This window comes from Vibrio sp. 11-4(1) (assembly GCF_013048625.1).
Taxonomy (GTDB): domain Bacteria; phylum Pseudomonadota; class Gammaproteobacteria; order Enterobacterales; family Vibrionaceae; genus Vibrio; species Vibrio diabolicus.
Genome location: NZ_VHSY01000002.1, coordinates 1 through 25,603, shown reverse-complemented (window position 1 = coordinate 25,603; position 25,603 = coordinate 1). Strand labels below are relative to the sequence as shown.

Below are 25,603 nucleotides of genomic sequence, written 5' to 3'. Positions count from 1 at the left end.
ATGCAAATTGAGCGAAAGGCTAACCCTAAATTAAATCAGGAACATGAATTAGAATTGGTGGAAGAGATAAACGATGATTTAGATAAAAGAAAACGAAGACTCTTGATTAGAAGAGAAAACCTTGTGGATATGGTCGGTTCCTATGAAGAGATAGTAAGGTGGTATACATGGTTACCTCAATCTATACCAAATGAGCAAGTCGGAACTCTTTGTCTCTACGAAGCATCTGTGATGAGATCTTTTTATCATCAGTTAGTGCTGAATCCAAATGAGCCTCAACGTTTAAATTTACCCGATTGTCCAGAAGTAACATGGGATGGTGAAGGTATCTTAGATATGGGCTTCATTTGTCCTTCAATGTGGCTAGATGCTTATTTTACTTCGGTGATTGTGCGTGATAAACCTAGCATGGACGTATTGGCGAACTTTCCGATTTCTTTGATGAGACAGAGCTCTACCAAAGCAGGTGAGCTGTCTTATATGCTAGTAGACGTCATTCAGTCGTTCCACAACCGCACATCGGATTATCCTGATAAGCTGGTTGCAGCAATGGACGCAGCGGTAGCTCAAGGGGATAATTGGGCGTTGGAAATTGCGATGGGGATTCTAGAAACCTTCGCAGCGCTCACTACTAACATTGGTTATAATTTTGAGGAAGTGCTCGTTAAAAACCTACAGTTTCAAGAGAAATATCATCTTAGAGAATTAGGACCAGATAGGATAGGCATCCGAACTTTTATTAACTTCCCTCTGCTTGGCATGGCTTGTATGTGGTACGACAAAGGCAACCGTCTATCTGTTGAAACCGGTTGGCTTCCACCCTATCTTGTTGAAGGGCGTTGGCTAGAAGATGTAAAAGCAGGGAAGATCACTCGATAAACTCCTTTAGTTAGCAATTCAGTATATAAGCCACCTCTCATGAGGTGGCTTTTACGTTTTGTTGAGCTATATGGTGCGCATTATGTTGGTGCACTAAAACCATATTGGTGCATTTATTAGCGTGTTAAGCACCATTTCAAGAATGCCTAATTTTATTAAAGTTCATACAAAACAATAAATTAAAGTGTAAGTGTTAGAAATGTAAATTATGGAATGAGAATTGCTCTGTTAGACGCTCTATAAATTAAGTTCACCAAATTGGTGATGAGCCTAACTTTGATGCACAGGATAAGTGCGCTACAGATCAACGGAGACAATCATAATGAGTGTAACTGCCAATCAGGTACACGGCGCTGTACAAACTCTCACGCAAAGTTCCGACACACTTTTCTTACTACTTGGCGCAATCATGGTTTTTTTGATGCATGCTGGTTTTGCTTTTCTTGAAGTAGGAACCGTGCGCCAAAAGAACCAAGTTAATGCTTTAGTTAAAATCTTGGCCGATTTCGGTATTTCCGCCATTGCGTATTTTTTCATTGGATACTGGGTCGCTTATGGCGGCACCTTCTTTGCTGATGCAGAGACATTATCTCAAGGCAATGGTTACGAGTTGGTGAAGTTCTTTTTCTTGCTGACCTTCGCTGCAGCGATTCCCGCTATTGTTTCAGGTGGTATCGCAGAGCGAGCTCGTTTTTATCCGATTCTAATCGCAACATTTTTCACTGTCGGTATTGTGTACCCACTATTTGAGGGAATGATCTGGAACGGAAACTTTGGTGTTCAAGCTTGGTTTGAAAATACCTTTGGTTATGGCTTCCACGATTTTGCAGGTTCAGTCGTTGTACATGGTGTTGGCGGCTGGATAGCGCTGGTTGCCGTTGTGTTTTTGGGCATGAGAAAAGGCAGAGTTCGAGCAGGAAAGCATACCAACTTTGCACCTTCGAATATTCCGTTTTTGGCTTTGGGAGCTTGGATCTTATGTGTGGGGTGGTTTGGCTTCAACGTCATGTCAGCTCAAACCGTGTCAGGCATAAGTGGCTTGGTGGCAATGAACTCATTGATGGCAATGGTCGGAGGCATTGTCGCGTCATTGTTGGCTGGTAAGAATGACCCCGGCTTTATTCATAATGGCCCACTGGCTGGCTTGGTTGCTGTATGTGCGGGTTCAGACTTAATGCATCCTATCGGTGCTTTAGTGACAGGTGCGATTGCTGGCGTGCTATTTGTTTATCTTTTTACCTACCTACAAAACAAAACCAAGATTGATGATGTGCTAGGGGTTTGGCCTTTACACGGTTTATGTGGCGCTTGGGGTGGTATTGCTGCGGGGATCTTTGGTCAAAGCGCGTTGGGTGGGCTAGGTGGCGTGAGCATTATTGTTCAGCTTCTAGGAACGCTTTTGGGCATTTCCATCGCTGTGCTTGGGGCACTTGCAGTCTACGGCGCGATCAATACCAGTATGGGACTAAGGCTTTCAGAAGAAGACGAATTCAATGGCGCTGACCTAGCCATTCATAAAATATCTTCGACCAACGAGGATTGAAGCCAATATGGGAGCGGCGTAAAGCCGCTCTTTTAGCAATTGCCTTTTTTTGCTTGGCCAGGGGGACAGAAATCTCCATTACCACGATGGTTATCGTCATTGGTGCTGACTCTTACTTTTACGTCGTCCACTTCGCCTTCAACATTGGTTAGTTGGCAACCTGCTAAAGTCGTAAGTAATATAAGCGCTAGAGATACTTGTCTCATTGCTGTTCCTCTTAAATTGTAATTCTAATAGTGACCATTACGACCATGGTCTAATCCATATTACTACTGTTGCTATTCTTTCAGTGTTAAGCTAATGAAAAAACAGCAAGGATGAGTTATGAATTTCCCTTATAGAAATATTGTAGTACTTACTGGTGCAGGTATCTCGGCCGAATCTGGTATTCAAACATTTCGTGCGCAAGATGGCCTTTGGGAGAATCACCGTATTGAAGATGTAGCAACACCTGAAGGGTTTGCTCGCGATCCGGACCTTGTTCAAGACTTTTACAACCAACGCCGCAAGAAACTTCAAGACAATGCGATACAGCCGAATGCCGCGCATAAGGCACTGGGCCGCCTAGAAACCGAGTTAGAAGGTAAAGTGACGGTCATCACTCAAAATATAGACAACCTTCACGAAAGAGGCGGCAGCCATAACGTCATTCATATGCACGGTGAGCTTTTAAAAGCGAGGTGCAGTGAATCAAACCAAGTTATAGAACATAGTGAGGACATTAAGACTGGTGAGCTTTGTCACTGCTGTCAGATCCCTTCACAAATGCGACCACATATTGTTTGGTTTGGTGAAATGCCACTACGAATGGGGGATATCTACGCAGCATTAGAAGAAGCAGATTTATTTATTTCTATCGGGACTTCTGGTGTCGTATATCCCGCAGCAGGTTTTGTTCATGATGCAAAAATGCATGGCGCGCACACCATCGAAATTAACCTCGAGCCTAGTGCGGTAGAAAGTGAATTTGAGGAAAAACGCTACGGAAAAGCAAGCGTCGAGGTTCCCAAATTAGTTGACGAGATACTGGCTCTAGAAGGAAAAGAAAGAGCGTAATAATTCTCACAGAGGAGAGCTTTTGTCTTGTCATTAAGAACAAAAAAAGCGGCTCATGAGCCGCTTTTTCATATCTTTAAAACTAACGAATTAGTTGTTCACTTTTAGTTTTTGGAAGTACTCATCGTACATTACGCTCGCTTCGCCAACTTCATCTTGCCAAGTACCGCTGTCCATCACTTCTTGTGGTGGGAAAATGCTTGGATCGTTAGCAAATTCTTTCGGTAGCAGTTCGTGTGCCGTTTTTACTGGAGTAGGGTAACCAATCTCTAGTGCGATCTTAGCTGCGTTTTCTGGGCGCAGTAAGAAGTCAATCATCTTATGAGCCGCATCAACGTTCTTCGCGCCAGCTGGAATTGCCAGGCTGTCCATCCAGAAGATAGTTCCTTTTTCTGGCCAGATGATGTCGATGTTCGCGCCTTCTTGACGAGCCATGTAAGCAGAACCATTCCAAAGCATACCAAGTGAAACTTCACCCGCTAGGTAAGGGTTTGCAGGAAAGTCTGAGTTAAATACTAATACGTTTGGCATTAGCTTTTTCAGTTCTTCATAAGCCGCTTTGATTTCATCTGGGTTAGTGGTGTTCGGTGAGTAACCAAGTTTAGTCAATGCAATGTGGAATACTTCGCGAGAATCATCCATTAGCATTAGTTGACCTTCCCACTTGCTATCCCAAAAATCATCCCACTTAGTAACAGACGATTTGTCTAGCATGTCAGCATTGATACCAATACCAGTCGCACCCCAAATGTAAGGGATAGAGTAGTTGTTGCTCGGATCGAACGGTTTGTTAAGGAAGTTAGTATCAAGATCGGCAAAATGAGACAATTTCTCTTTGTCGATCTGTTGCAGCATGCTTTCTTTACGCATTTTTGAGACGAAATAGGTAGACGGTACTACCAAGTCGTAACCAGAACCTTGGGTTTTAAGTTTTGCGTACATACTCTCGTTAGATTCATATGTAGAGTAAATAACTTTGATTCCAGTTTCTTTTGTAAAGTCTTCAAGAACTTCGTTTGGAATGTATTCCGACCAGTTGTAGAAATACAGTTCTTGATCAGCAGCCATTGCAGGGGTAGCGATGAGCGTCGCTGCACATAGAGCGCTTGCGTAGAATTTACTTTTCATTTGTTTTCCGTTTTGTTTCGCGATTGGACAAGTCAATACTAGCTGGAGTTATCAAGTTGATCCAAATCGCAGTAAGCACAAATCTGTTTATTTAGCTCAAGGGCTGTATCTCCGCTTTGTGAGAAGATAAAACTAGACATCGAGCCAGATAAACCTAGCAACGCATAATTATATCAGTCAATTACAAAAATAGGCAGCGTATTGCTGCCTATTTTCTTTTAGTCGATGACTTGTTACACAAGCTCGATTACTGTCCCGCTTTCAGCTTTAGGAAGTAATCTTCGTACTTAACGGTTAGATCACCAACCGCATCTTGCCATTCCACTCGATCAAGATCTTCTTGAGAAGGAAATAGCGGTGCAACATCTTTAAACTTAGCGTTCGATTCCTCTACCGCTGTTAAGTAACCAGTATCACGAGAGATTTGCTCTGCGATTTCTGGACGTAGTAGGAAGTCGATCATCTTGTGAGCTGCTTCTACGTTCTTCGCACCGGAAGAGATAGCGAAGTTATCAACCCAACCGATACCGCCTTCTTTAGGAAATACGAGTTTAAGATTTAGGCCTTCATTTTGAGCAGCTGCAGCGCTGCCGTTCCAAAGCATACCAACGCCCACTTCACCAGACATGTAAGGTGCGCCTGGGTTGTCAGAGTTGAAAACTAGAACGTTTGGCATCAACTTTTGTAGCTCAGCGTACGCTTCATCGATTTGTTTAGGGTCTTTTGAGTTGCCTGAATAGCCGAGTTTACGAAGTGCGATGTGGAAGACTTCACGAGTGTCGTCCATCAGCATTACTTGACCTTCAAGCTCAGGCTTCCATAGGTCTGCCCAGCTTTGGAAGTCGTTTGGATCGTATATGTCTGCGTTAACCGCTAGACCTGTAATCGCAACAACGTGTGGAATAGAGTAGTCGTTATTTGGATCGTAAGGCTTGTCTAGATAGTTCTTATCTAGGTTGCCGAAGTTTTTAAGCTTAGTCTTATCGAGCTTTTGCAGCATACCTTCATCGCGCATTTTTGCTACGAAGTACGTTGAAGGTACCACTAGGTCATAACCTTGGTTATGAGTTTTTAGCTTTGCGTACAAAGTTTCGTTCGACTCGTAAGTCGAGTAGATCACTTTGATACCAGTTTCTTTGGTAAATTGCTCTAGGATATTACTGTTGATGTAAGGCCCCCAGTTCATAAATACCAATTCTTTATCGTCCGCTGCCGCTGAACCTGAGAACAGAGAAAGCGCACATGCACTACCAGCTAATAGAGTAGCCCATTTTTTCATTGACGTTAGCTCCAAACCAAACGTTGTCCAAATCATTTTGGACGGTAGATAGAAAAACAGAATGGCATGTAACCATTCTGTTTCGTGATGTTAACGGATGTGGATTTTACTTTACTTTTTCTCTTGCAAGCAACTGAGAAATTACGACAAGAATTAAAGAAACCACCAACATGACCGTTGCAAGAGCATTCACTTCCGGTGAAATACCCACCTTAACCATCGAGTAAATTTTCAATGGTAGGATTTCATACGTTGGACCTGTTACGAACGAACTAATAATTACGTCGTCCAGAGACAGGGTAAAGCTAAGCAGCCAGCCTGCCGCAACTGCTGGTTTTGCAAGAGGAAGGATGATCTGCTTTAAGATAACCCATTCACTTGCGCCAAGATCTTTTGCTGCTTCCAACATCTTCACATCGAAGCCATTTAAGCGGCTGTATACGGTTACCACCACAAATGGCAAACAGAAGGTGATGTGGGCAATCAATAGAGTAAAGAAGCCCAGCTGTGCGCCTAATACTAGGAACAGAGCAAGTAATGAAATCGCCATGACAATATCTGGAGACATCATTACGACAAACAACATGCCGTTTACAGCACCTTTGCCTTTGAACGAGTATCGGAATAGGGCAACAGCTGTTAAGCTACCAATAATAGTAGCCGCTGTCGCAGAAAATACCGCCACGTTCAATGAGTGCCATGCAGCCTGCATTAGGCTGTCGTTGTTGACTAGGGTTTCATACCATTTCGTGGTGAAACCACCCCATTTCATACCAAATTTATTGGCGTTAAATGAGTTTACGATTAGTACAACGATTGGCAGATACAAAAATGCATAAACCAACGCCATAAAGCTAAATCTAACTGTGCGTCCCATTAGTCTAGCTCCACTTTCTTATTCAATAATTTGCCTGCTCGGTAGTAAGCGTAAAGCATTACCGCCATTGCGAAGGTGAGGGCGATACTGGTCGCAGCACCAAATGGCCAATCACGAGCGTTCAATACTTGGCTCTTAATTACGTTACCAATCAGTAGGTTCTTCGCACCGCCTAGAAGATCTGAGATGTAGAACATACCCAGCGCAGGCAGTAGAACCAACAAACAGCCACCGATAATGCCAGGCATTGTCAGAGGTAGAATTACTTTAGTAATGGTTTGGAGCTTGTTCGCACCGAGGTCTTTTGCTGCCTCGATGTAAGTGTTGTCCAACTTCTCGATTGCCGAGTAAAGCGGCAGAATCATGAAAGGAAGTAGGATGTATACAAGACCAATCATTACAGCCGTTTCGGTATACATAATACGCAACGGCTTGTCGATGATTTCCATTGCCATCAGCGACTTGTTCAAAATGCCCTGTGTACCGAGAACAATCTTCAGTCCGTAAGTTCGAATCAAAGAGTTCGTCCAAAATGGTACGATCACCAAAAACAGCATAAACGGACGCCATTTTTCAGGCATTTTCGCTACGATATAAGCAAACGGGTATCCAATGACTAAACACAACAACGTTGCCACAATTGCCATGTAGAACGAGTGCATCAGCACTTTCGCATACAGTGGGTCCAGCAGACGCAAGTAGTTGTCGAAAGTGAATGTCATTTCGATTAAGTTTGCTTCATCACGCGTTAAGAAACTGGTACCAATAATCATCACGTTTGGTACCAACACAAACAGTGTTAGCCAGCCTACGATTAAGGCAATGATCGCGTTCTGAAGATTAATCTTCTTGCTTATCATTGAGTACTACCTCCCAGCTCTCAACCCAAGTGATAGCGACTTTCTGGCCAAGTGAGTGGTCCACATCAGGATCATCTTCGTTAAAGAATTCGCTTACCATTACACGCATACCTGAATCCAATTGGATAACAGAATCTAACGTCATACCTTTATAAGTACGCTCAGTTACGTGACCAACAATGCCTTTTTCTTCAGACTCTTTGATTTCTTCGATACGCAAGTCTTCAGGGCGAAGTAGTACTTGTAGTTTGTCGCCTTTCTGTGCTTCCTTATCGTAGTAAACGACGGATTCAACACCTTCAATTTCTGCGCGGATGCGTTTGTCATCGATGCGCTCTAGCATGGTTGCATTGAATACGTTGATCTCACCAATAAAGCGAGCAACAAACAGGTTCTTAGGCTCTTCGTAAATCTCACGCGGAGAGCCATCTTGTTCGATAACGCCATCACGCATCACGATGATGCGGTCTGACATCGATAGGGCTTCTTCCTGGTCGTGTGTTACAAAGATAAAGGTAATACCAAGTTGACGCTGAAGCTGCTTCAACTCAATCTGCATTTGTTTACGCAATTTGTAGTCCAGCGCCGACAGCGATTCATCGAGCAGAAGTACTTTTGGTTTATTAACAACTGCACGAGCAATTGCGATACGCTGTTGCTGGCCACCAGAAAGTTGGTGCGGTTTACGCTGTGCCATTTTTTCTAGACGAACCATGCGTAATGCTTCCATTACTCTTGGTTCAATCTCTGCTGCAGGCGTTTTCTGCATACGAAGACCAAAAGCGACATTGTCAAAAACGGTCATGTGTGGAAACAGTGCGTAGCTTTGAAATACCGTGTTGACGTGTCTCTGCTCAGCAGGAACCTGTGTTACATCTTGGTCATCCAAAATTATTTGACCGTTATCCGCCGCTTCAAAACCAGCGATCATTCGTAAAACTGTCGTTTTACCACAACCAGAAGGCCCAAGAATCGTCAGAAACTCACCATGATTAACATCCAGATTTAAATTACCGATGATTTCCTTACCATCGAAACTTTTACTAATACCAGATAAACGAATAACTGGCTTTCCTGCTTGCGGTTTTGCGTTCAACGTCTGTATTTCCCCCACGTTCAAGCTGGAATAATCCCAGCTGATGTGACACTAGCCATTCACTTTTGAGGCGCGCATCATAATCACCAAAATTGTGAAATTAAAGCATTTTCTTATCTTGAAACAGAAAAAATTTTGCAGGCAAAAGTCATCATTCCTTACCATACTGTTTTTATAAGATTAATTGGCATTTAAACACAGTTTGATAGCACTAGCCTCTGTTCAATAATTGTTTTCAATTTCATAACTTTGAGAGTGGTTAATTATCAACCATACAGTTGAGATTGCAAGGATAGTACGTGAGTTGTGATGTTAGATGTGGAAAGATTTCTTTATAATAACGGCCACATTAATTGACTGGAATTCCAGTGAAAATTTTACAAGTTAATCTTGGATAAACTATGAACGACGATTTTGAGAAAGATTTCAATCTTGGGGGGAGTGTAGAGCGAGCTTTGTCTGGCAACTACGAGCTTAAAGCTGGGGCTGTTTTCAATGAAGCTTGGCGAGCAACCATCCAGCACTTTTTATCCTTTTCTCCCGCTATTATTGTATTGCTTTTTGTCCAGTTAGGTATTTTCTATATCGCGTTACAACTACAGTTGGGTGATCTGACCGTTATTCTTGATGCATTTGAGAATCCAGAATCATTCACTAACGATATTGTGTCTTCTATTTATGTCGCGAACTTTAGTTATGAGGTGATCAGCGCCCCAATTTATGCAGGGATCAGCTTGATGGCCATGAGCCATATCGCGGGCCTAAAGACTAAGTTGCGCCATGTAGGCAAAGGGCTGCAGTTTACTATTCCCGTGATCCTAGCAACGCTGATGAGCCTAATGCTGCAAGGCGTAGTTGGTATGATCTTCCCTCTACTGTCCCTGTATCTTTCTTTAGCGTTTAGTCACTCTATCTTGTTGATTTGTGAAAAAAGAGTGCCACCAATGCAGGCGCTATTGTTATCACTTCGCGCTATTAACAAGAAGATTTTTGTCGTCGCAGGGCTTTACTTAGGCGTGATGTTGATGTTTATTGTCGCAGCGATGTTCTACGGTATTGGCTTGATTTTTGTGTTGCCATTCTTCTTCCATTTGAAAGGCATACTCTACCGCGAAATGTTTGGAATTAAGCTCAAGATCGTTGCAACACAGAAAAACGACAATGATCACGATGGTAACTCACAGGTGTTTGATGCCTAATTCTTTAAAATCAATAAGTTTACGAGTGGCGGCTACCTGTATAGCCGCCACTTTCATTTCCATTGGACCGTATTTACACTACGAGCAACAGTTTAAATATGTTGAGAATCCTGATGTGCTGTCCGGGACAATTAAGCATGTCGATTTGTCTCATTTGCCACACATTGGTGATATCCCTGACTTCAACGCAATAAAAGACACCAAAGAGAAAAAAGCGGCGTTTTTTGATTTCTTAAGGCCTAAAATAGCACTTGAGAATCAACGAATTCGTCATGAACGAGCGTTTCTTACTTCTTTAAAGGTGGGACAAATCACTCAAGAGCAAGAAGAGTACGCTCAGCGACTAGCGGCTCTGTATTCTTTGCCTTTGAGCGACAACAAAGTCGATCACGCGTGGTTGGGAGAAATGCTTGTGCGAGTGAATGTCTTACCAGAAGCGCTGGTTCTAACTCAAGCAGCAAATGAATCTGCGTGGGGCACTTCTCGTTTTGCCACTCAAGCGAACAACTTGTTCGGCCAATGGTGTTATAAAAAGGGCTGTGGAATTGTTCCTGCGCAACGTGGCGCAGGCAAAGCTCATGAAGTTGAAAAATTCGATTCTGTACAGCAGTCGGTTCATGGCTACTTTATGAATGTCAATCGAAACCCAGCGTATGCTGAACTGCGTGAAATCAGGGCTTCTCTAGCCGAAAAGAACAAAGACCTGTTATCGGTCGCAACGGCTTCAGAGTTAACTCATGGATTGATAGCATATTCTGAACGTGGCATTGCTTATGTACACGATCTTCGCGCTATGATTCGTCATAATAACGCCTACTGGACACAATAAAATAACGGATAAAATGAAAAAGTTAAGCCTAAGTCTATTGGGAAGTGCGGCGCTGATTCTTGTATCGCCAATAACCCAAGCTCAAGAGTACATGTTCACGTACTCGAAGTTATACACCCAACTCAAAAACAACAATAAAGAAGGGCATGACGACGTGAAAGTTGGTGTCTTCTTTGTGGATGCGAAAACTAAGCAAATTTGTACAATAGAAAAAGCTTGGATGGAAAAAGAAGAGCACTATGAAGAGTTTGTTATCCCTGCTTCACAAGAGTTGCCTCTGCCAGTCGATAAAAACTTAAAGTCAGCGAATCCGTTGGTTTTTGTCGATACTCCAAAAGATACTCGTTGCGATTACTCACTTGTCGTGATGGCCAAAGAACCATTACAGGGTAACGTTTCTTACGAGCAACTTAAGCCTCTTCTACCTCAAATGCAGACGATGTTGGAAGATTTAGGCGGTATGTTTGCGGGTTGGTTTACACCTGAAGTTCAAGGTGTGACGATGGAGTTTGCAAATCAACTGAATGATAAAGTGATTTTCTCAAACGGAACCGAAAAGCCAATTGTCAATGGCAAGATACAGGTCGCGCTAAGCGAAATAGGACAAGGTGGCACAATGACACTCCCAGAGCCTACTATGCGAGTGCTACCTTATCTGCCTAACGCAAAGAAGTGAACACTGAGAGTTTAGAAAGGGCTGCAATTGCGGCTCTTTTTTCATTTGTGACGGTAACTAAGCTACCTTTCGTGTCCTTTTCTTAATGTCTCAATAAGACAAGCATTTAATCCTGCGTAAAAAGCTCGTATAATCCACGCCCCAAAGAAACCCATGTTAGGAAGTCCTAGTCGATTTATCGGCGATGTGAGAGCCCGCAATGAACCAAATAGATACAAGAAAAGAAACCCTAGAATTCAACAAGCTTCAGAAACGCCTGAGAAGACATGTTGGAAATGCCATTACTGATTACAACATGATCGAAGAAGGCGATGTTGTGATGGCATGTATTAGCGGTGGTAAAGATTCATTCGCGATGCTTGATATCCTGTTGAATCTTCAAAAAGCTGCGCCAATCAAATTTGAAGTGGTTGCGGTAAACCTAGACCAAAAACAACCGGGCTTCCCTGAGCATATTCTGCCTGAGTATTTCGAAACACTGAATATCCCTTACTACATCGTAGATAAGGACACGTATTCAGTCGTAAAAGAGAAAGTGCCAGAAGGCAAAACCACTTGTGGTCTGTGTTCGCGCCTGCGACGTGGTACGCTGTATTCATTTGCAGAGAAGATTGGTGCAACTAAGCTTGCGCTAGGTCATCACATGGATGACATCGTCGAAACAATGTTCTTGAATATGTTCCACGGCTCTCGCCTTAAAGCGATGCCACCAAAACTACGCTCTGATGATGGTCGTAACGTGGTCATTCGTCCATTAACTTACTGTCGTGAAAAAGATCTGATCAAATACGCTGAGCACAAGGATTTCCCAATTATTCCGTGTAACCTTTGTGGCTCTCAAGAGAACCTTCAGCGTCAATCTATAAAAGCAATGTTGATTGAATGGGATAAGAAGACGCCAGGGCGTGTGGAAGCGATTTTTAAATCAATTCAAAACGTAAGCCCAAGCCAACTAGCAGACCGCGAATTGTTCGACTTTGTTAACTTACCGCTAGACCGTGAAGGTAACCGCGAAGAGTATGAATTTAATGAGGCTGTCGTTTCTTCGACGAATATTGATGAATCAATGTTCATCGATGTTACGAACATCTAACTCGTAAAAAGGAGGTCAATTAGACCTCCTTTTTTGTATTCAACGCTTTAACTGTCCCCAAACAAAAATCCCCCTTTATTAGGGGGATTTATTAGCGTCTGTTTGAAAGCGCTCAATATAGCAATGCTAAAGAGAGATTAGGTTGCTGTATTTGGATCGAGAGGGCTAATGTAGCCTTTTGGTTTTAGAGCCAATACATCGCAATTTATTTTATCGATCACGTGCTCAGCTGTATTACCAATAAAGACAGCAGAAAGCCCGGTTCGCCCTGTGGTGCCTAAAATAACCATTGCAGCATTCAAGTGCTCAGCTGCTGCTGGAATGACATCTTCAGGTAAGCCTTGCTCAACAATCGTTTGCTCTTCATCAAGGCCGTGTTTTTGGCGTAATGCTTTCATCGCAGTTAAGTGATGACCCCGAACGGCATCGGTATAAGTCGTTGGATCAAACTCAGGAAGTTCAATGGTAATGTTCGCCGGTGTAACGGGATACGCATTAACAAGGTATGGTTTGGCATCCAGTCGGGTGGTGACTTCTTTTAGTCGCTCGACCATGGCATCGTTGAGATCAATATGAGTTGGATTTTCAGAGCCTACGTGGACCGAGGCAAGAATGCTTGCTTGTTCTGGCCAATCTGCATTTTTAATCAGAAGTACTGGGATAGGGCATTTACGTAGCAAGTGCCAATCGGTCGGAGTGAAAATCACAGATTCTAACACGTCGTGCTTACGTGTGCCTTTAATGACTAGGTCATGGCTGCCTGCATAGACCTCAGCGATAATTGCTTCGTAAGGACGGTTGTGCCAGACGACACATACATCAAAGTCGAAGCCATCGTTTAGATAAGGTTGAGCAATTTTAAGCATCCACTGCTCACGTTGATGGATAACACCTCGACGCATAGCATCTCTTTCATCCACTGATAGCATTGACGTCATGTCATAAGAGAAATCGTAAATGGATAAAAAGAAAGTGATTCGGCTTCTAGATACACTTTTTTGAGCTAATTGAACAGCTCTTGCAAGTGCGGGCTGCTCATCATTATTGATGTCAGCTACAACAAGGATCTTACTGTATATACTCATAACTAAGCCCACTTCTATTGCAAAACCAGATACTGAATATAAATTAAATCAGTATTTTGGAGTACTCACCGTACATTTTTACTGTAGCTTAGTTTGGGTAACTTTTTGAGGACTTTCGAAAGGAATTTATGAGAAATATGATGTAGCTCATTTTCGAGCTACATCAATAATTGGGGTGTATTATTCTTTAGTTACACCAGCAAGTTCCATCAATGCATCGTGGTCTAAGATAGTGATATATTTACCTTTTACACTTAGGATCTCGGATTTCTGGAAACGACCCAACAAGCGACTGATTGTTTCCACTGTAAGACCAAGATAGTTACCAATATCACCACGAGTCATCGTTAAACGAAACTCTCTAGGGCTGAAGCCACGTTGAGAAAAACGAGTTGATAGGTTGTATAGGAAAGCCGCTAGACGTTCTTCTGCATTCTTTTTAGAAAGAAGCAAAATCATTTCCTGATCACCTTTAATTTCGTTACTCATCAAACGCATAATTTGCTGGCGAAGCTTAGGCATTTTACCTGATAGGTCGTCTAAAATTTCGTATGGGATTTCACATACCATCGACGTTTCAAGCGCTTGAGCAAAGCTAGGGTGGGAGTCACCTGTAATGGCATCGAAACCAACTAGGTCTCCGGCCAAGTGAAACGCTGTGATTTGCTCATCACCTTGCTCTGTGATCGTATAGCTCTTGATGGTACCAGAGCGGATAGCGTACAGAGATTTTAGCTCGTCACCAGCCTTAAAAAGCTCTTGTCCTTTTTGGATAGGCTTCTTACGTTCGATGATTTGGTCAAGCTGATCAAGTTCTGCCTCATTCAGAGTGAACGGGATACACAGCTGACTAATGCTACAATCTTGGCAATGAATGGCGCAACCGCCTGATTGGATACGCTTTGTTGCAGGTTTTTCAGAAATCATAACAACCTTTCACTATTTGATATACATCAATATTTTAGCATCGCTTAATCCTAAAGGGTAGCAAAAATGTCACCTCAATAGAGTTTAACGTTATATGAAACCGAGTAACTCCATGGCTCCTACAGCAGTGTACGAACCATACCCAATAAGGATTAATGCTGAAATATTTCTAAATATTAACGATTTTTGTAATTTCTGAAAATGGTTGGCACCATATCCAATAATCAGCATTGCCGGAAGTGTTCCGAGGCCAAACGCGAGCATAATAAGACCACCGTTTATTGCGCTGCCTGAAACCGCCGACCAAGTTAGCGCAGAATAAACCAAGCCGCATGGTAACCAGCCCCAAATGAAGCCAAATGGTAAAGCATGAAGAGGGTGCTTTAATGGCAACAAACGCTTACCAGCAGGTGAGATAAAGCGCCAAATGTGCTGTCCTAACTTTTCTATTAACAGTAAACCTTGCCACCATCTAGCAATATAAAGCGCAACCAGAATCATGAACAGTGCGGCAATCAGCCTTAACCAAGCAAGAGAATGCGTTAATCCACTTAGCTCAGATAAACCTGATATTGCTCCGCCTACTAATGCACCGATTACGGCATAGCTGCTCAATCGCCCTAGGTTGTAGAAGAGTGGAATAAGGGGGGAGCTTTTACTTGTAGAAGAGCCCATGGTAAGCAGAGACGCGATACCACCACACATTCCCATGCAATGACCGGCCCCGACGAGGCCGATCATCAAAGCACCAATAAAGTCAGGAGTCATAAAGGTTGCTATTTTTTATCACTATTAGATTTGTCTTCTTCATCAAGAAGAATGTTATGTCCTTGTCGTTCTAGATCTTCAAACTGATCACTTCTTACTGCCCAAAGAAAAACGGCAACAGCAACACAAACGAGAACGATAGCGATGGGAATCAATATATAAAGACTTTCCATGTTTGCTTTCTCTACTTATTTCTCTTTGAGCAGGCGCAAAGAGTTAGATACAACGATAATTGAGCTTGCAGACATGCCAACTACTGCAATGTAGGGAGCCACTAAACCAGCGACAGCTAAAGGCAAAATTAACAGGTTGTAACCCAAAGACCAAGCCAAGTTTTCTCGAATAATCTTTCTTGTACGCAGTGCAAGCAAACGTGCCTCTAGTAGCTTTTCGAGATTATCCCCAAGTAACGTCATATCAGCAGAAGCTTTAGCGACATCCGTACCACCGCCCATTGCAACTGAAAGATGAGCTCCGGCGAGAGTAGGTGCGTCATTGATGCCATCGCCAACCATCATAGTGATACTGTCTTCATCAAGACTCTTAAGATACGCGAGTTTGTCTTCTGGTTTTGCTGACGCAACGACATGATCGATACCAATTTCATTCGCTACAGGTCGAGCGTTTGAGAGAGAGTCACCTGTTAGCAGCGTTGTCTTAATTCCAGCGTCAGCAAAACGTTGAACAAAGGCTTTGCTTTCTTTTCGGATAGGGTCGCGGTAGTAAAAACTAGCGACATGCTCGCCATCAACTGAAAGATAGACCGCGTGGCTTTCTTCGCTTTCCTTGCCTTGAACAAAAGCCGTACTGCCTATCTTAACGACTTTGCCATTCCAGATCCCCTCAATCCCTGAACCAATCACGTTTTGCACTTCATACACAACAAAGTCATCATTGGCGTAACTTGCAAAAGAGCGAGCGATAGGATGGTTTGCATGAGCTTCTAATGCTGCGGCTAGAGAGAGACAATCTTCTTTTGGAAGATCACTCAACACTTTTGTATCACAGATCTCAATATCGCCTTTCGTCAGAGTACCTGTTTTATCTACAACTAAGTGGTTGATCTTACATAGCGTCTCGAACACATGACCTTTACGAAGCAAAATGCCAAAGTTTCCCATACGGGAGGTAGCACAAGTTAGAGCAGTTGGAGTAGCAAGAGATAGGGCACATGGACAGGTGGCTACCAATACGGATAGCATGATCCAAAACGCATCATCTGGTTTTGTTTGATGCCAGTAAAACCAAGTACCAGCAGAAATAATAAGAATTGCTCCAACAAAGTAACGAGCAACAACGTCTGCAATTTCTGCGATTTTAGGTTTGGAGTGTTGAGCTTCATCTTGTAAACGCACGATATTGGAAATCATTGAGTCGGCTTTGGAACTCATGACCTCTAGCTCAAATGACTCATCACCGTTTAGTGTTCCTGCATAAACCGCATCGCCTTCTCGTTTCACCACGTGTACGGATTCACCCGTTAGCATGGATTCATCAATATGAATACGACCCGAAATAACTTTGCCGTCAGCTGGGATATGCTCACCAGGAAGGACGCGAATACGATCTCCAACTTTTAGAGTTTTCACTGGTATTTGCTCGCCATCCAGCGTCGTGGCGATCGCTGGGATCAACTTTAATAGGTTACCACTCGCCGCTGCGGCTTTGCGACGCGCTCGCATCTCTAAAAATCGTCCAACCAATAGGAAGAAAGTGAACATTGAAATCGATTCGAAGAAGACTTCGCCCTGTTCTGTAACGGTTGCTATTAAGCTGGCTACATAGGCAAAAATAAGTGCAATCGAGACAGGCACATCCATACCGAGGGTTCGGCCTTTGATGCTTCGCCACGCATTTAAGTAAAACGGAAGAGCAGAGTAGAGTAGGACTGGCGTAGCAAAGATCAGACTTACCCAACGAAAGTAATTTTTAAACTCCGGTTCTAGGTCACCAAAAACTTCTAGATACAATGCGACGGCTAGCATCATAACTTGCATGGTAGCTAAACCAGCAATACCTAATCTGTATAAGTATTGCTTCATCATTCGATGATAAGAGGCTTCTTGCTTATCAGCTTCAAATGGTGCGGCTTTATAACCCAATTTATGAATGACAGATAGGAGCTCACTTAATCGCACTTGAGTGTTATTCCAGGCCAGTAACGCGCGGTTAGTGGTTGTATTCACGCGGATAGACACTAACCCAGCCGTATTAGAGACTTGCTTTTCGATTAACCACGCACAAGCTGCACATGAAACGCCTTCTAAAGAAAGAGTTACTTCAGAGACATTTTCACGATTTCGCACAAATTCTGATTGTACATCTTCATTATCATAATGAATTAAAGCTTGGAGTTGCTCTGGTACTAAATCTGCTTTTTCCGCAGGCGCAGTTCTATATTGATAGTAGGATACTAAGCCGCTGTCTACGATGGTTTGAGCAACCATCTCGCAGCCAGGACAACACATCTTGCGGGATTCACCGAGTATATCAACTTTAAAATCCGTGTTGGCTGGTACATCTTCACCACAGTGATAACAGGATTCACACATATGCTTACTTCATTAACGGTGTTGACGAGGCAGGAAATTCAACTTTACCTTGGATCATCCATTGTTGGTCATGTGGTTGTAGTTCGATAAACCAAGGACCTTGAATAGATTCTTCTGCCGTTAGGCGGTAATTACCAGATGCATCCGCCGTTACGAGCTTTGTAAAGTCACGATCAGGAAGAGTACGATGAGTGAAAGTGGCCGTTAGAGCAGGGTAATGAGATAGCTTCCCTTTAGCGAAAACAATCACAACATTGTTATTTTCAGAAGAAATCTCTGCGTTAAGACCTAGGTCACGAGCGACATTCATTTTACTAATGTCGATGTTAATGCCTTTGCCTTTTTTATAGTAATCCTCGGCGACTAAAGAAACAGAGTTGTTCGAGAAAACGACCACAGTAATCACAGTCCAAACTACGACAGTAAGAGGAAGGATGATTAGGAACCACGGCCAAAATTGTTTATACCAAGGCTTTACCATAAAAAAGTTCTCAACAGCTAAATGAAAAAATGTAAGGCGTTAAATTTAAAGGAAAGACAGCCCCTATGAAAGGGGCTGTTATTGCTATGTTACTTAATATCTCAGTTACTTACTCTCTGAGTTACTTAAGCTCCAGACATAAGAGGCAACGAGCTGAACTTTATCTTCACCCAAAATGTCTTTCCACGCGGGCATTACACCTGAGCGGCCGTTCATTACGGTTTCGGTTACAGCTGCACGAGAGTCGCCAAATAGCCAATCTTGGTCTGTAAGATCAGGTGCACCGACTGCAGGGTTACCCTTACCATCAGTACCGTGACAAGCTGCACACACGACGAAACGTGCTTTACCTGCCGCTGCTTCACGAGCATTCACTTTACGACCAGATAGGCTAAGTGTGTAGCTTACAACTTCTTGCACACCTTGCTCACCAAGCGCATCTTTCCATGCTGGCATTTGACCAATACGGCCATGCATGATGGTTGTTACGATTGCAGCTGGTTCACCGCCGTATAGCCATGCATCATCAGTTAGGTTAGGGAAACCTTTCTGACCACGAGCATCAGAGCCGTGACATTGAGAACAGTTTTGCAAAAACAAACGTTGGCCAACTTTTAATGCTTCAGGATCTTGCGCAATTTCAGGAATTGGGCGTAGACCACTGTCATTGTGCGCGAGTTTACGGAATGCTTCGCCGAAGTAAGCGTCGGCATCATCCAGTTCTTTTGCATATTGGTTTAGTTGCTTGTTCTCTTGTGCTGCAGCGATGGCTTCTTTTGACTCTTCTAGTGAGCGAACGGTTTGAGCCGAACTCTGCCAGTTTAAAAAGCCCTTGAAGCTACCTAGACCTGGGAATAGGGCAAGGTAAACTGCTGCGAACACAAATGTGCTTACAAACAGGTAAGTCCACCACTTTGGTAGAGGGTTGTTTAGCTCGCGAATACCATCGTACTCGTGGCCCATGTCTTCCCCTTCCTCGACGCCCATTTTATCTTTAGCGCACCAAGTTAGGAGAATCGCACAGCCTACCAGCGTACCGACAGTAATCACGATAATCCAGAGACTCCAGAATGTAGTCATTACTTCTTCACTCCTTGGTTATTTGGGGTCGTTTGTTCTTCGTCAGCAAACACCAAGTTGGCATCTTCTTCAAAGCGTGCTTTACGCTTTTTACTAAATGCCCACCATACGATGCCGATAAAACTAGCGAAGAGTACAACGGTATAAATACTATGAATTGTACCGAAATCCATATGATCCCCTTACTTCATTGCATGACCAAGAGACTGAAGGTAAGCGATGATTGCATCCATCTCTGTTTTACCTTCTACTTCTTTAGCCGAATTCGCGATCTCTTCATCAGTGTATGGAACACCGAACTGATCACGAAATAGCTCAAGTTTCTTCTGAGTTAGCTTACCGTCTAAAACGTTTTCAGCTAACCACGGGAAACCTGGCATGTTTGACTCAGGCACAAGCTCACGAGGATCTAGTAGGTGAACGCGGTGCCATTCATCAGAATAACGACCACCAACACGAGCTAAATCCGGACCTGTACGCTTAGAGCCCCAAAGGAATGGGTGTTCCCAAACACTCTCACCAGCGACAGAGTAGTGACCGTAACGTTCAGTCTCTGAGCGGAAAGGACGAACCATCTGGCTGTGACAAACGTTACAACCTTCACGGATGTAGATGTCACGACCTTCCATCTCCAGAGGAGTGTAAGCACGCAGATTCTCTACAGGTTCAGTCGTTTGCTTTTGGAAAATCAGAGGAGTGATCTCTACAAGAGCACCCCAGCTGATAGCAAACACGATAAAAATAGCCAACAAACCGACATTACGTTCTAAGATTTCGTGGCGATTATTAGAATTATTACTCATTCTTAAATCTCCTTATGCCGGATGTGGGATAGCTTTTAGGCTTTCTTTTGGTGCACTTACCGTTTTGTACGTGTTGTATGCCATTAGGAACATACCAGATAGGAAGATAAATCCACCTAAGAAACGTACAAAGTAGAACGGATAAGACGCTTCTACAGACTCAACAAAGCTGTAAGTTAGCGTACCGTCAGAGTTAACCGCGCGCCACATCAGACCTTGCATTACACCAGAGATCCACATCGCAACGATGTAAAGAACGGTACCGATTGTTGCTAGCCAGAAATGCACATTCACGAGACCAACAGAGTACATACGCTCTTGGCCAAATAGGCGAGGTACTAAGTGATATACAGAGCCGATAGAGACCATCGCAACCCAACCTAACGCACCAGAGTGAACGTGACCAATGGTCCAGTCTGTGTAGTGAGAAAGTGCGTTAACTGTCTTAATCGACATCATTGGACCTTCAAAGGTAGACATACCGTAGAACGACAAAGAAACGATTAGGAAACGTAGGATAGGGTCATAACGAAGCTTATGCCATGCACCAGATAACGTCATAATACCGTTGATCATACCACCCCAAGAAGGAGCAAATAGAACCAGCGACATCACCATACCTAGAGACTGAGTCCAGTCCGGTAGCGCTGTATAGTGAAGGTGGTGAGGGCCTGCCCAAATATATAGAGAAATAAGCGCCCAGAAGTGAACGATAGATAGACGGTAAGAATAAACAGGACGTTCAGCTTGTTTAGGAACGAAGTAGTACATCATGCCTAGGAAACCAGCGGTGAGTAGGAAACCTACCGCATTGTGTCCATACCACCACTGAACCATCGCATCCACTGCGCCTGAGTAAATCGAGTAAGATTTACCAAGTGACACAGGAATAGCCATGCTGTTCACGATGTGAAGTACTGCTACTGTGATAATAAAGGCACCGAAGAACCAGTTTGCCACATAAATATGTGACGTGTTTCGCTTCACCAGTGTGCCAAAGAACACCACCGCATATGATACCCATACTAGCGCAATTGCGATATCAATAGGCCATTCTAGCTCAGCATACTCTTTACCCGATGTTAAACCGAGAGGCAAAGTAATGGCTGCTGCCAGGATGATTGCTTGCCAACCCCAAAAGGTGAAGGCAACGAGTGGGCCACCAAAAAGACGTGTTTGACATGTGCGCTGTACAACATAATAAGACGTTGCGAACAGAGCACTTGTACCAAACGCAAAAATTACCGCATTAGTATGCAGTGGACGTAAGCGACTGTACGTCAACCACGGCGTATCAAAGTTTAGCTGTGGCCAAACTAATTGAGCGGCAATCAAAACACCAACAGCCATACCAACTATGCCCCATAAAATGGTCACAAGGGTAAATTGGCGAACGACTGTATAGTTGTAGTTTTGTTCAAGCTGCTTTACTTGGCTCATTTGCATGCTTCCAATTTCTAATTAACTACACTTTTACTTCCAACACGACTTGCGTCGTAACACCACCCAAGTAAACTCTAGAATTCAAGTGTTATCATCACCTTATTTCCATTGCTGACTTTAATAAAAAGTGGCATTTTCAGCGTGACACTATACTTGAATTAACAATTCAATGACAGGGTAGTAACCTTACTGGCCCCCTGGAAATCATTTTTTATTTAAAAAGTTTGAAGTTTGTAACAAGGATATTAGTAATTATGCCTGCACAAAAGTTAACAAAGGCGCGACTTGCACAAATCTTAATCATGCTCAGTGTGTTAATAGGCGCATTTTTCTGGCGTACCTTTACACACGAGAGCGTTACTAGCATTGACTGTTCACAAAAAGAACGATGCGATGTAACAATTGAAGGTGAAATAATCACAATTAATCGTGACTCAACGGGAATTTCGCTCGAAACGATAAAAAGTAGCACTCTAAAAATTGATCCAAATCAATCTGGCGAATTTATCAATCTCGATCGGGAACATAAGAACATGGAATGGGACACCATGCCTGAATCAAGAAAAATCACCTTTAAAAAAGGCGAAAACATTGTTGTAGTTCAATTATAAATACGATCTGTCACGAGATAATCGCAACTTCTTAATGAAATTTTCACCTTCTTACCTAGAGAAAATTGGTTGGAATGGTATAACAGCAGAGTGATACCCAATTATAAAATCGTATGCATTGCCAATCAGTTTTTACTCATATTAAAGATGAAGACTCAGCGATAGAAACGCTTAGGTCCGAACTGACACAACAGAACTTGTCTTACGTGATGTGCTACTACACGGAAGAGTACGACTTTGAGTTAATTCGAGAAGCGTTTCTTGAGCATTTTCCCGGTGTGCCTTTTCATGGAGCTAGTTCATGCCAAGCAGTAATGACAGACCAGGGGTTTCATACGGGCCCAGTGATTGCGGTGCTCGCAATTTATGATTCAGGCCCTCATGCTTATGGCACTGGTATTTCTAACTATGATTCAGGTGACAGTGTAACCAAGGCCTTGGATATGGCTCTTGAGAACGCTAACCGCGTAGGAGAAGTGCCAAACTTAATACTGCTTCATGCAACTCCAGGGCAAGAGGAATCAATCATTGCATCTATAGATGAAAGGTTTGGTACGCTGATCCCAATTATTGGTGGTTCAGCCGCTGATAATCATATCGCGGGAAAATGGTCTGTTATTACCGCCCAAGGATCTCAAACTGCAGGTTTAAGTCTGACATTATTTTACTCCTCACAGCCTGTTGATATTGCTTTTAGTGCTGGGCACACTCCAACCAATATCAAAGGGGTTGCAACCAAAACTAACGATAGGTGCTTGCTAGAAATTGATGACGAACCAGCCCTCAATGTTTATAGAAAGTGGACAAACCATCAAGATAACCAAGTAGGCAAAAACAACCTGCTATTTACAAACTCGAGCGCTTATCCACTAGGGCGTGTCGCTGGCCACCTCTATGAGCGTCCATATTACAAATTGTCCCATCCAATTCGTGAGACGCGAGATGGAGGAATTGAGCTATTTACACGAATAGAAGAGGGTGATGAACTCACTTTAATGAAAGGAAGCAGAGAACACCTCGTTGCACGCGCTGCTAAAGTTGTAAATGCAGCCTTTAATCAAAAATTAGAAGAATCTCGAAAAATTGGGGTGATAAACATCTTTTGCGCAGGTCCTATGTTGCACTTAATGCAAGACATGAATAGCGTTTGTGAACAAATTAACCAAGAACTAGAACAGTTACCTTTTATTTGCCCTTTTACTTTTGGTGAGCAAGGTAGATTTATTGGTGGTGAGAATGGACATGGAAACCTGATGATTTCATCAGCGATATTCCATAAACCTTATGAAAGATAAATACTTAGACATATACCAACAGGAAGCGCTGCAAGAAGCGTTAGTCGAACTAAAACAGGCTAGGCAAAGAGAACGACTGCTCGCCGATGAGAATAAAGCTATTCTTTCAGCGATATCCGCGATGAGTGAAGCAAAAAACCGGCACGAGATATTTACGGGATTAAATAATGTCCTTAAGAAGTACATCAACTTTGATGATTTTATCGTTCTAACTCGTGATGATGAGAGGTACCCCTTCAAAACGTTGATATCGACAAATAGTGTATTTGATAACATATCTTGGTTACACGGTAACGCATCTGAGAGAGCGCTGAATGGCGAATGTATTCTGCTGTTCGAACCAGATAGGCTTGCGGAGTTTATTAACCTGAACAGTTTTATAAAAAGCCATGTAAACTCGGTAGTCCTAACGGGCATACGTTCAGAAGTAACACAAACGGTCATCTTACTTATTGGTGCTAAGAAAGGGCACTTTAGCATAGAAAATAAGGAAACCTTAAGACGCTTTCGGCCTTTAATTGAGAGGGCTGTCATCGATATTGAGACCAAAGAGAAGTTACAGCGTATTGTTGAAGTGCGGACAACTCAGCTTGCTAAAGCAAGAGAAGAAGCAGAGCTTGCAAATCGCTCAAAGTCAGAATTCTTAGCGATGATGAGTCATGAAATTAGAACCCCTCTAAATTCCGTCCTTGGAATGCTCGATATTCTGAAACAATCCACCTTATCAGAAGAGCAAATCGATGCCCTGAGCCAAATGGAATGCTCAGCGGAGTTGCTTCTCGCGATTATCAGCGACATTCTTGACCTCTCAAAAATTGAATCAGGTCGCTTTCAACTCAATGAACAGTGGGTTAATTTAAGAGACACTGTCACTTTTGTCATCTCTCAACAAAAACAAATAGCTAAGAAGAAGAGCCTTCAATTTAAACTCAATTGCATGGTAACTACCGACAAACAGTTTTGGATTGACTCTACGCGATTATCTCAAATCCTGTTTAATCTTATTGGGAATGCAATAAAGTTTACTGATGAAGGAGAAGTAAAAGTTTCAGTATCTGAGCAAGACACCGAGCTTGTAATTTCAATATCAGACACCGGAATTGGTATATCTAAAGCCAAGCAAGAACATCTATTTACGGCATTTCATCAAGGTGATCGTTCCATCACGAGACGCTTTGGTGGTACAGGACTAGGGCTAGCAATAACCAAGCATTTAGTTGAAATGATGCGCGGCAAGATTATCGTTAAAAGTGACGAGCATGTCGGCTCAACATTTACTATTAAGATTCCCGTTTTAACTCGTTGCAATCAAAATCGTCCAGTTAAAATAGAAAACAACCAACCAATAAAAGCGATGGATCTTCTCGTAGTCGAAGATACCGAGTCGAATCAGTTTGTAATAAAGCTTATTTTAAATAAGCTTGGTCATAATGTTCATATCGCAAGTCATGGAGCAGAAGCATTAACGTTCTTAGAGGAAAATGAGGATTTAATCGACCTGATTCTTATGGATGTCTCGATGCCAGTGATGGATGGGATTACCGCAACAAGGATTATCCGAGATAAAGGTTTCAAGACTCCAATCATTGCATTAACCGCTCATGCGCTAGAAAGTGATAGAGATAAATGCCTTGACGCAGGTATGGATGGATTCATTTCCAAACCAGTTCGAAGACAAGATATCTTTGAAGCTATACAGCCATTTCTGTAAGTAGAAAAAGCATTAATATAGATCTTAACAATCGATAGATTATTAAGATCTATATTAAGTATTTTATGGTAAATAGCCATTATGTTTAATGGTTATGATGGAGACCTTAAATTTCAAATCCACAGGGGAATAGGAGTGCTCATTGGCAACATTTGGCGTATGAGCACTCATCATTTAACATAATATACATAATGCGCACTAAGGGTGTAGGCGCAAAGTTGTAATGTCACTTTTTAGCAAAGTTAAAATGTCTCTTTATTTAGGTTCAGCAGCTAGCCTCATTCTTATGTGAACTTATTTAAGGGACATTGGGATGTTGGTAACTATGAGTG

26 protein-coding genes are annotated in these 25,603 nt (G+C 42.8%); 10 read left to right on the top strand and 16 right to left on the bottom strand.

Annotated elements, in window-relative coordinates:
* Positions 1-879, top strand: coding sequence for an immunity 49 family protein (locus tag FKN16_RS03625; RefSeq protein ID WP_170902311.1), 879 nt, complete (start codon positions 1-3; stop codon positions 877-879).
* A 322-nt stretch (positions 880-1,201) separates the two neighbouring features.
* Entirely contained in the window at positions 1,202-2,422 is a 1,221-nt protein-coding gene (locus FKN16_RS03620) for an ammonium transporter (RefSeq protein ID WP_170902016.1), read from the top strand.
* Between the two features lie 32 nt (positions 2,423-2,454).
* Here FKN16_RS03620 and FKN16_RS03615 read toward each other — a convergent pair whose 3' ends face one another.
* Positions 2,455-2,628 (bottom strand): hypothetical protein, encoded by a 174-nt coding sequence (locus tag FKN16_RS03615; protein WP_012841833.1) that lies wholly within the window; start codon positions 2,626-2,628, stop codon positions 2,455-2,457.
* Between the two features lie 118 nt (positions 2,629-2,746).
* On the opposite strand from FKN16_RS03615, the gene cobB reads away from it, so the two are divergent.
* Positions 2,747-3,478, top strand: a complete 732-nt coding sequence (gene cobB, locus FKN16_RS03610) for a Sir2 family NAD+-dependent deacetylase (protein ID WP_005396469.1) — start codon at positions 2,747-2,749, stop codon at positions 3,476-3,478.
* Between the two features lie 90 nt (positions 3,479-3,568).
* Here the strand turns inward: cobB and FKN16_RS03605 are convergent, their stop codons facing one another.
* From FKN16_RS03605 to potA, 5 genes are all read right to left on the bottom strand, one after another.
* Entirely contained in the window at positions 3,569-4,606 is a 1,038-nt protein-coding gene (locus FKN16_RS03605; protein WP_170902015.1) for an extracellular solute-binding protein, read from the bottom strand.
* A gap of 247 nt (positions 4,607-4,853) precedes the next feature.
* A complete protein-coding gene (locus FKN16_RS03600; RefSeq protein ID WP_170902014.1) occupies positions 4,854-5,885 on the bottom strand; it encodes an extracellular solute-binding protein in 1,032 nt (343 codons plus the stop codon).
* 106 nt (positions 5,886-5,991) lie between these two features.
* Positions 5,992-6,762 carry a spermidine/putrescine ABC transporter permease PotC gene (potC, locus tag FKN16_RS03595; protein WP_005396472.1) on the bottom strand — a complete coding sequence of 257 codons (771 nt, stop codon included), beginning with the start codon at positions 6,760-6,762 and terminating at the stop codon, positions 5,992-5,994.
* Positions 6,762-7,622: a spermidine/putrescine ABC transporter permease PotB gene (potB, locus tag FKN16_RS03590; protein WP_012841831.1), complete on the bottom strand. Its 861-nt coding sequence runs from the start codon at positions 7,620-7,622 to the stop codon at positions 6,762-6,764. Before potB ends, potC begins: the two co-directional genes overlap by 1 nt.
* Entirely contained in the window at positions 7,603-8,718 is a 1,116-nt protein-coding gene (gene potA / locus FKN16_RS03585) for a spermidine/putrescine ABC transporter ATP-binding protein PotA (protein ID WP_005396475.1), read from the bottom strand. Before potA ends, potB begins: the two co-directional genes overlap by 20 nt.
* A 401-nt stretch (positions 8,719-9,119) precedes the next feature.
* On the opposite strand from potA, the gene FKN16_RS03580 reads away from it, so the two are divergent.
* The 4 genes from FKN16_RS03580 to ttcA all read left to right on the top strand — a co-directional run bounded on the left by FKN16_RS03580 (position 9,120) and on the right by ttcA (position 12,515).
* Positions 9,120-9,917, top strand: coding sequence for a hypothetical protein (locus tag FKN16_RS03580; protein WP_012841829.1), 798 nt, complete (start codon positions 9,120-9,122; stop codon positions 9,915-9,917).
* Positions 9,910-10,746: a glucosaminidase domain-containing protein gene (locus FKN16_RS03575; protein ID WP_053807420.1), complete on the top strand. Its 837-nt coding sequence runs from the start codon at positions 9,910-9,912 to the stop codon at positions 10,744-10,746. The genes FKN16_RS03580 and FKN16_RS03575 overlap by 8 nt, the downstream gene beginning before the upstream one ends.
* A gap of 13 nt (positions 10,747-10,759) precedes the next feature.
* A complete protein-coding gene (locus tag FKN16_RS03570; RefSeq protein WP_074190133.1) occupies positions 10,760-11,422 on the top strand; it encodes a DUF2987 domain-containing protein in 663 nt (220 codons plus the stop codon).
* Between the two features lie 199 nt (positions 11,423-11,621).
* Positions 11,622-12,515 (top strand): tRNA 2-thiocytidine(32) synthetase TtcA, encoded by an 894-nt coding sequence (gene ttcA / locus FKN16_RS03565; RefSeq protein ID WP_005377502.1) that lies wholly within the window; start codon positions 11,622-11,624, stop codon positions 12,513-12,515.
* 137 nt (positions 12,516-12,652) lie between these two features.
* Here ttcA and uspE read toward each other — a convergent pair whose 3' ends face one another.
* The 10 genes from uspE to ccoN all read right to left on the bottom strand — a co-directional run bounded on the left by uspE (position 12,653) and on the right by ccoN (position 21,651).
* A complete protein-coding gene (gene uspE, locus FKN16_RS03560) occupies positions 12,653-13,600 on the bottom strand; it encodes a universal stress protein UspE (protein WP_170902013.1) in 948 nt (315 codons plus the stop codon).
* A gap of 180 nt (positions 13,601-13,780) precedes the next feature.
* A complete protein-coding gene (locus tag FKN16_RS03555; protein ID WP_005377497.1) occupies positions 13,781-14,527 on the bottom strand; it encodes an FNR family transcription factor in 747 nt (248 codons plus the stop codon).
* 90 nt (positions 14,528-14,617) lie between these two features.
* Positions 14,618-15,295 (bottom strand): sulfite exporter TauE/SafE family protein, encoded by a 678-nt coding sequence (locus FKN16_RS03550; protein WP_006742590.1) that lies wholly within the window; start codon positions 15,293-15,295, stop codon positions 14,618-14,620.
* Positions 15,296-15,303: 8 nt separating this feature from the next.
* Positions 15,304-15,468: a cbb3-type cytochrome oxidase assembly protein CcoS gene (gene ccoS / locus FKN16_RS03545; RefSeq protein ID WP_012841826.1), complete on the bottom strand. Its 165-nt coding sequence runs from the start codon at positions 15,466-15,468 to the stop codon at positions 15,304-15,306.
* Between the two features lie 15 nt (positions 15,469-15,483).
* On the bottom strand, positions 15,484-17,847 hold the full coding sequence (locus FKN16_RS03540) for a heavy metal translocating P-type ATPase metal-binding domain-containing protein (protein ID WP_170902012.1): 2,364 nt from the start codon (positions 17,845-17,847) through the stop codon (positions 15,484-15,486).
* 4 nt (positions 17,848-17,851) lie between these two features.
* Positions 17,852-18,328 (bottom strand): FixH family protein, encoded by a 477-nt coding sequence (locus FKN16_RS03535; RefSeq protein WP_046875302.1) that lies wholly within the window; start codon positions 18,326-18,328, stop codon positions 17,852-17,854.
* Between the two features lie 105 nt (positions 18,329-18,433).
* Positions 18,434-19,408: a cytochrome-c oxidase, cbb3-type subunit III gene (gene ccoP, locus FKN16_RS03530; protein WP_005377487.1), complete on the bottom strand. Its 975-nt coding sequence runs from the start codon at positions 19,406-19,408 to the stop codon at positions 18,434-18,436.
* Entirely contained in the window at positions 19,408-19,581 is a 174-nt protein-coding gene (locus FKN16_RS03525) for a CcoQ/FixQ family Cbb3-type cytochrome c oxidase assembly chaperone (RefSeq protein ID WP_005396487.1), read from the bottom strand. The genes ccoP and FKN16_RS03525 overlap by 1 nt, the downstream gene beginning before the upstream one ends.
* Before the next feature lie 9 nt (positions 19,582-19,590).
* Complete coding sequence (gene ccoO / locus FKN16_RS03520) at positions 19,591-20,211, bottom strand: cytochrome-c oxidase, cbb3-type subunit II (protein WP_005377475.1); 621 nt, start codon at positions 20,209-20,211, stop codon at positions 19,591-19,593.
* A 12-nt stretch (positions 20,212-20,223) separates the two neighbouring features.
* Positions 20,224-21,651, bottom strand: coding sequence for a cytochrome-c oxidase, cbb3-type subunit I (ccoN, locus tag FKN16_RS03515; RefSeq protein WP_005396488.1), 1,428 nt, complete (start codon positions 21,649-21,651; stop codon positions 20,224-20,226).
* Positions 21,652-21,908: 257 nt separating this feature from the next.
* Here ccoN and FKN16_RS03510 point away from each other — a divergent pair, with 257 nt between their 5' ends.
* From FKN16_RS03510 to FKN16_RS03500, 3 genes are all read left to right on the top strand, one after another.
* Entirely contained in the window at positions 21,909-22,265 is a 357-nt protein-coding gene (locus FKN16_RS03510) for a hypothetical protein (RefSeq protein WP_170902011.1), read from the top strand.
* Between the two features lie 113 nt (positions 22,266-22,378).
* Complete coding sequence (locus FKN16_RS03505) at positions 22,379-23,560, top strand: FIST N-terminal domain-containing protein (RefSeq protein ID WP_170902010.1); 1,182 nt, start codon at positions 22,379-22,381, stop codon at positions 23,558-23,560.
* Positions 23,550-25,271, top strand: a complete 1,722-nt coding sequence (locus tag FKN16_RS03500) for an ATP-binding protein (RefSeq protein WP_170902009.1) — start codon at positions 23,550-23,552, stop codon at positions 25,269-25,271. Before FKN16_RS03505 ends, FKN16_RS03500 begins: the two co-directional genes overlap by 11 nt.
* Positions 25,272-25,603 lie beyond the last annotated feature (332 nt).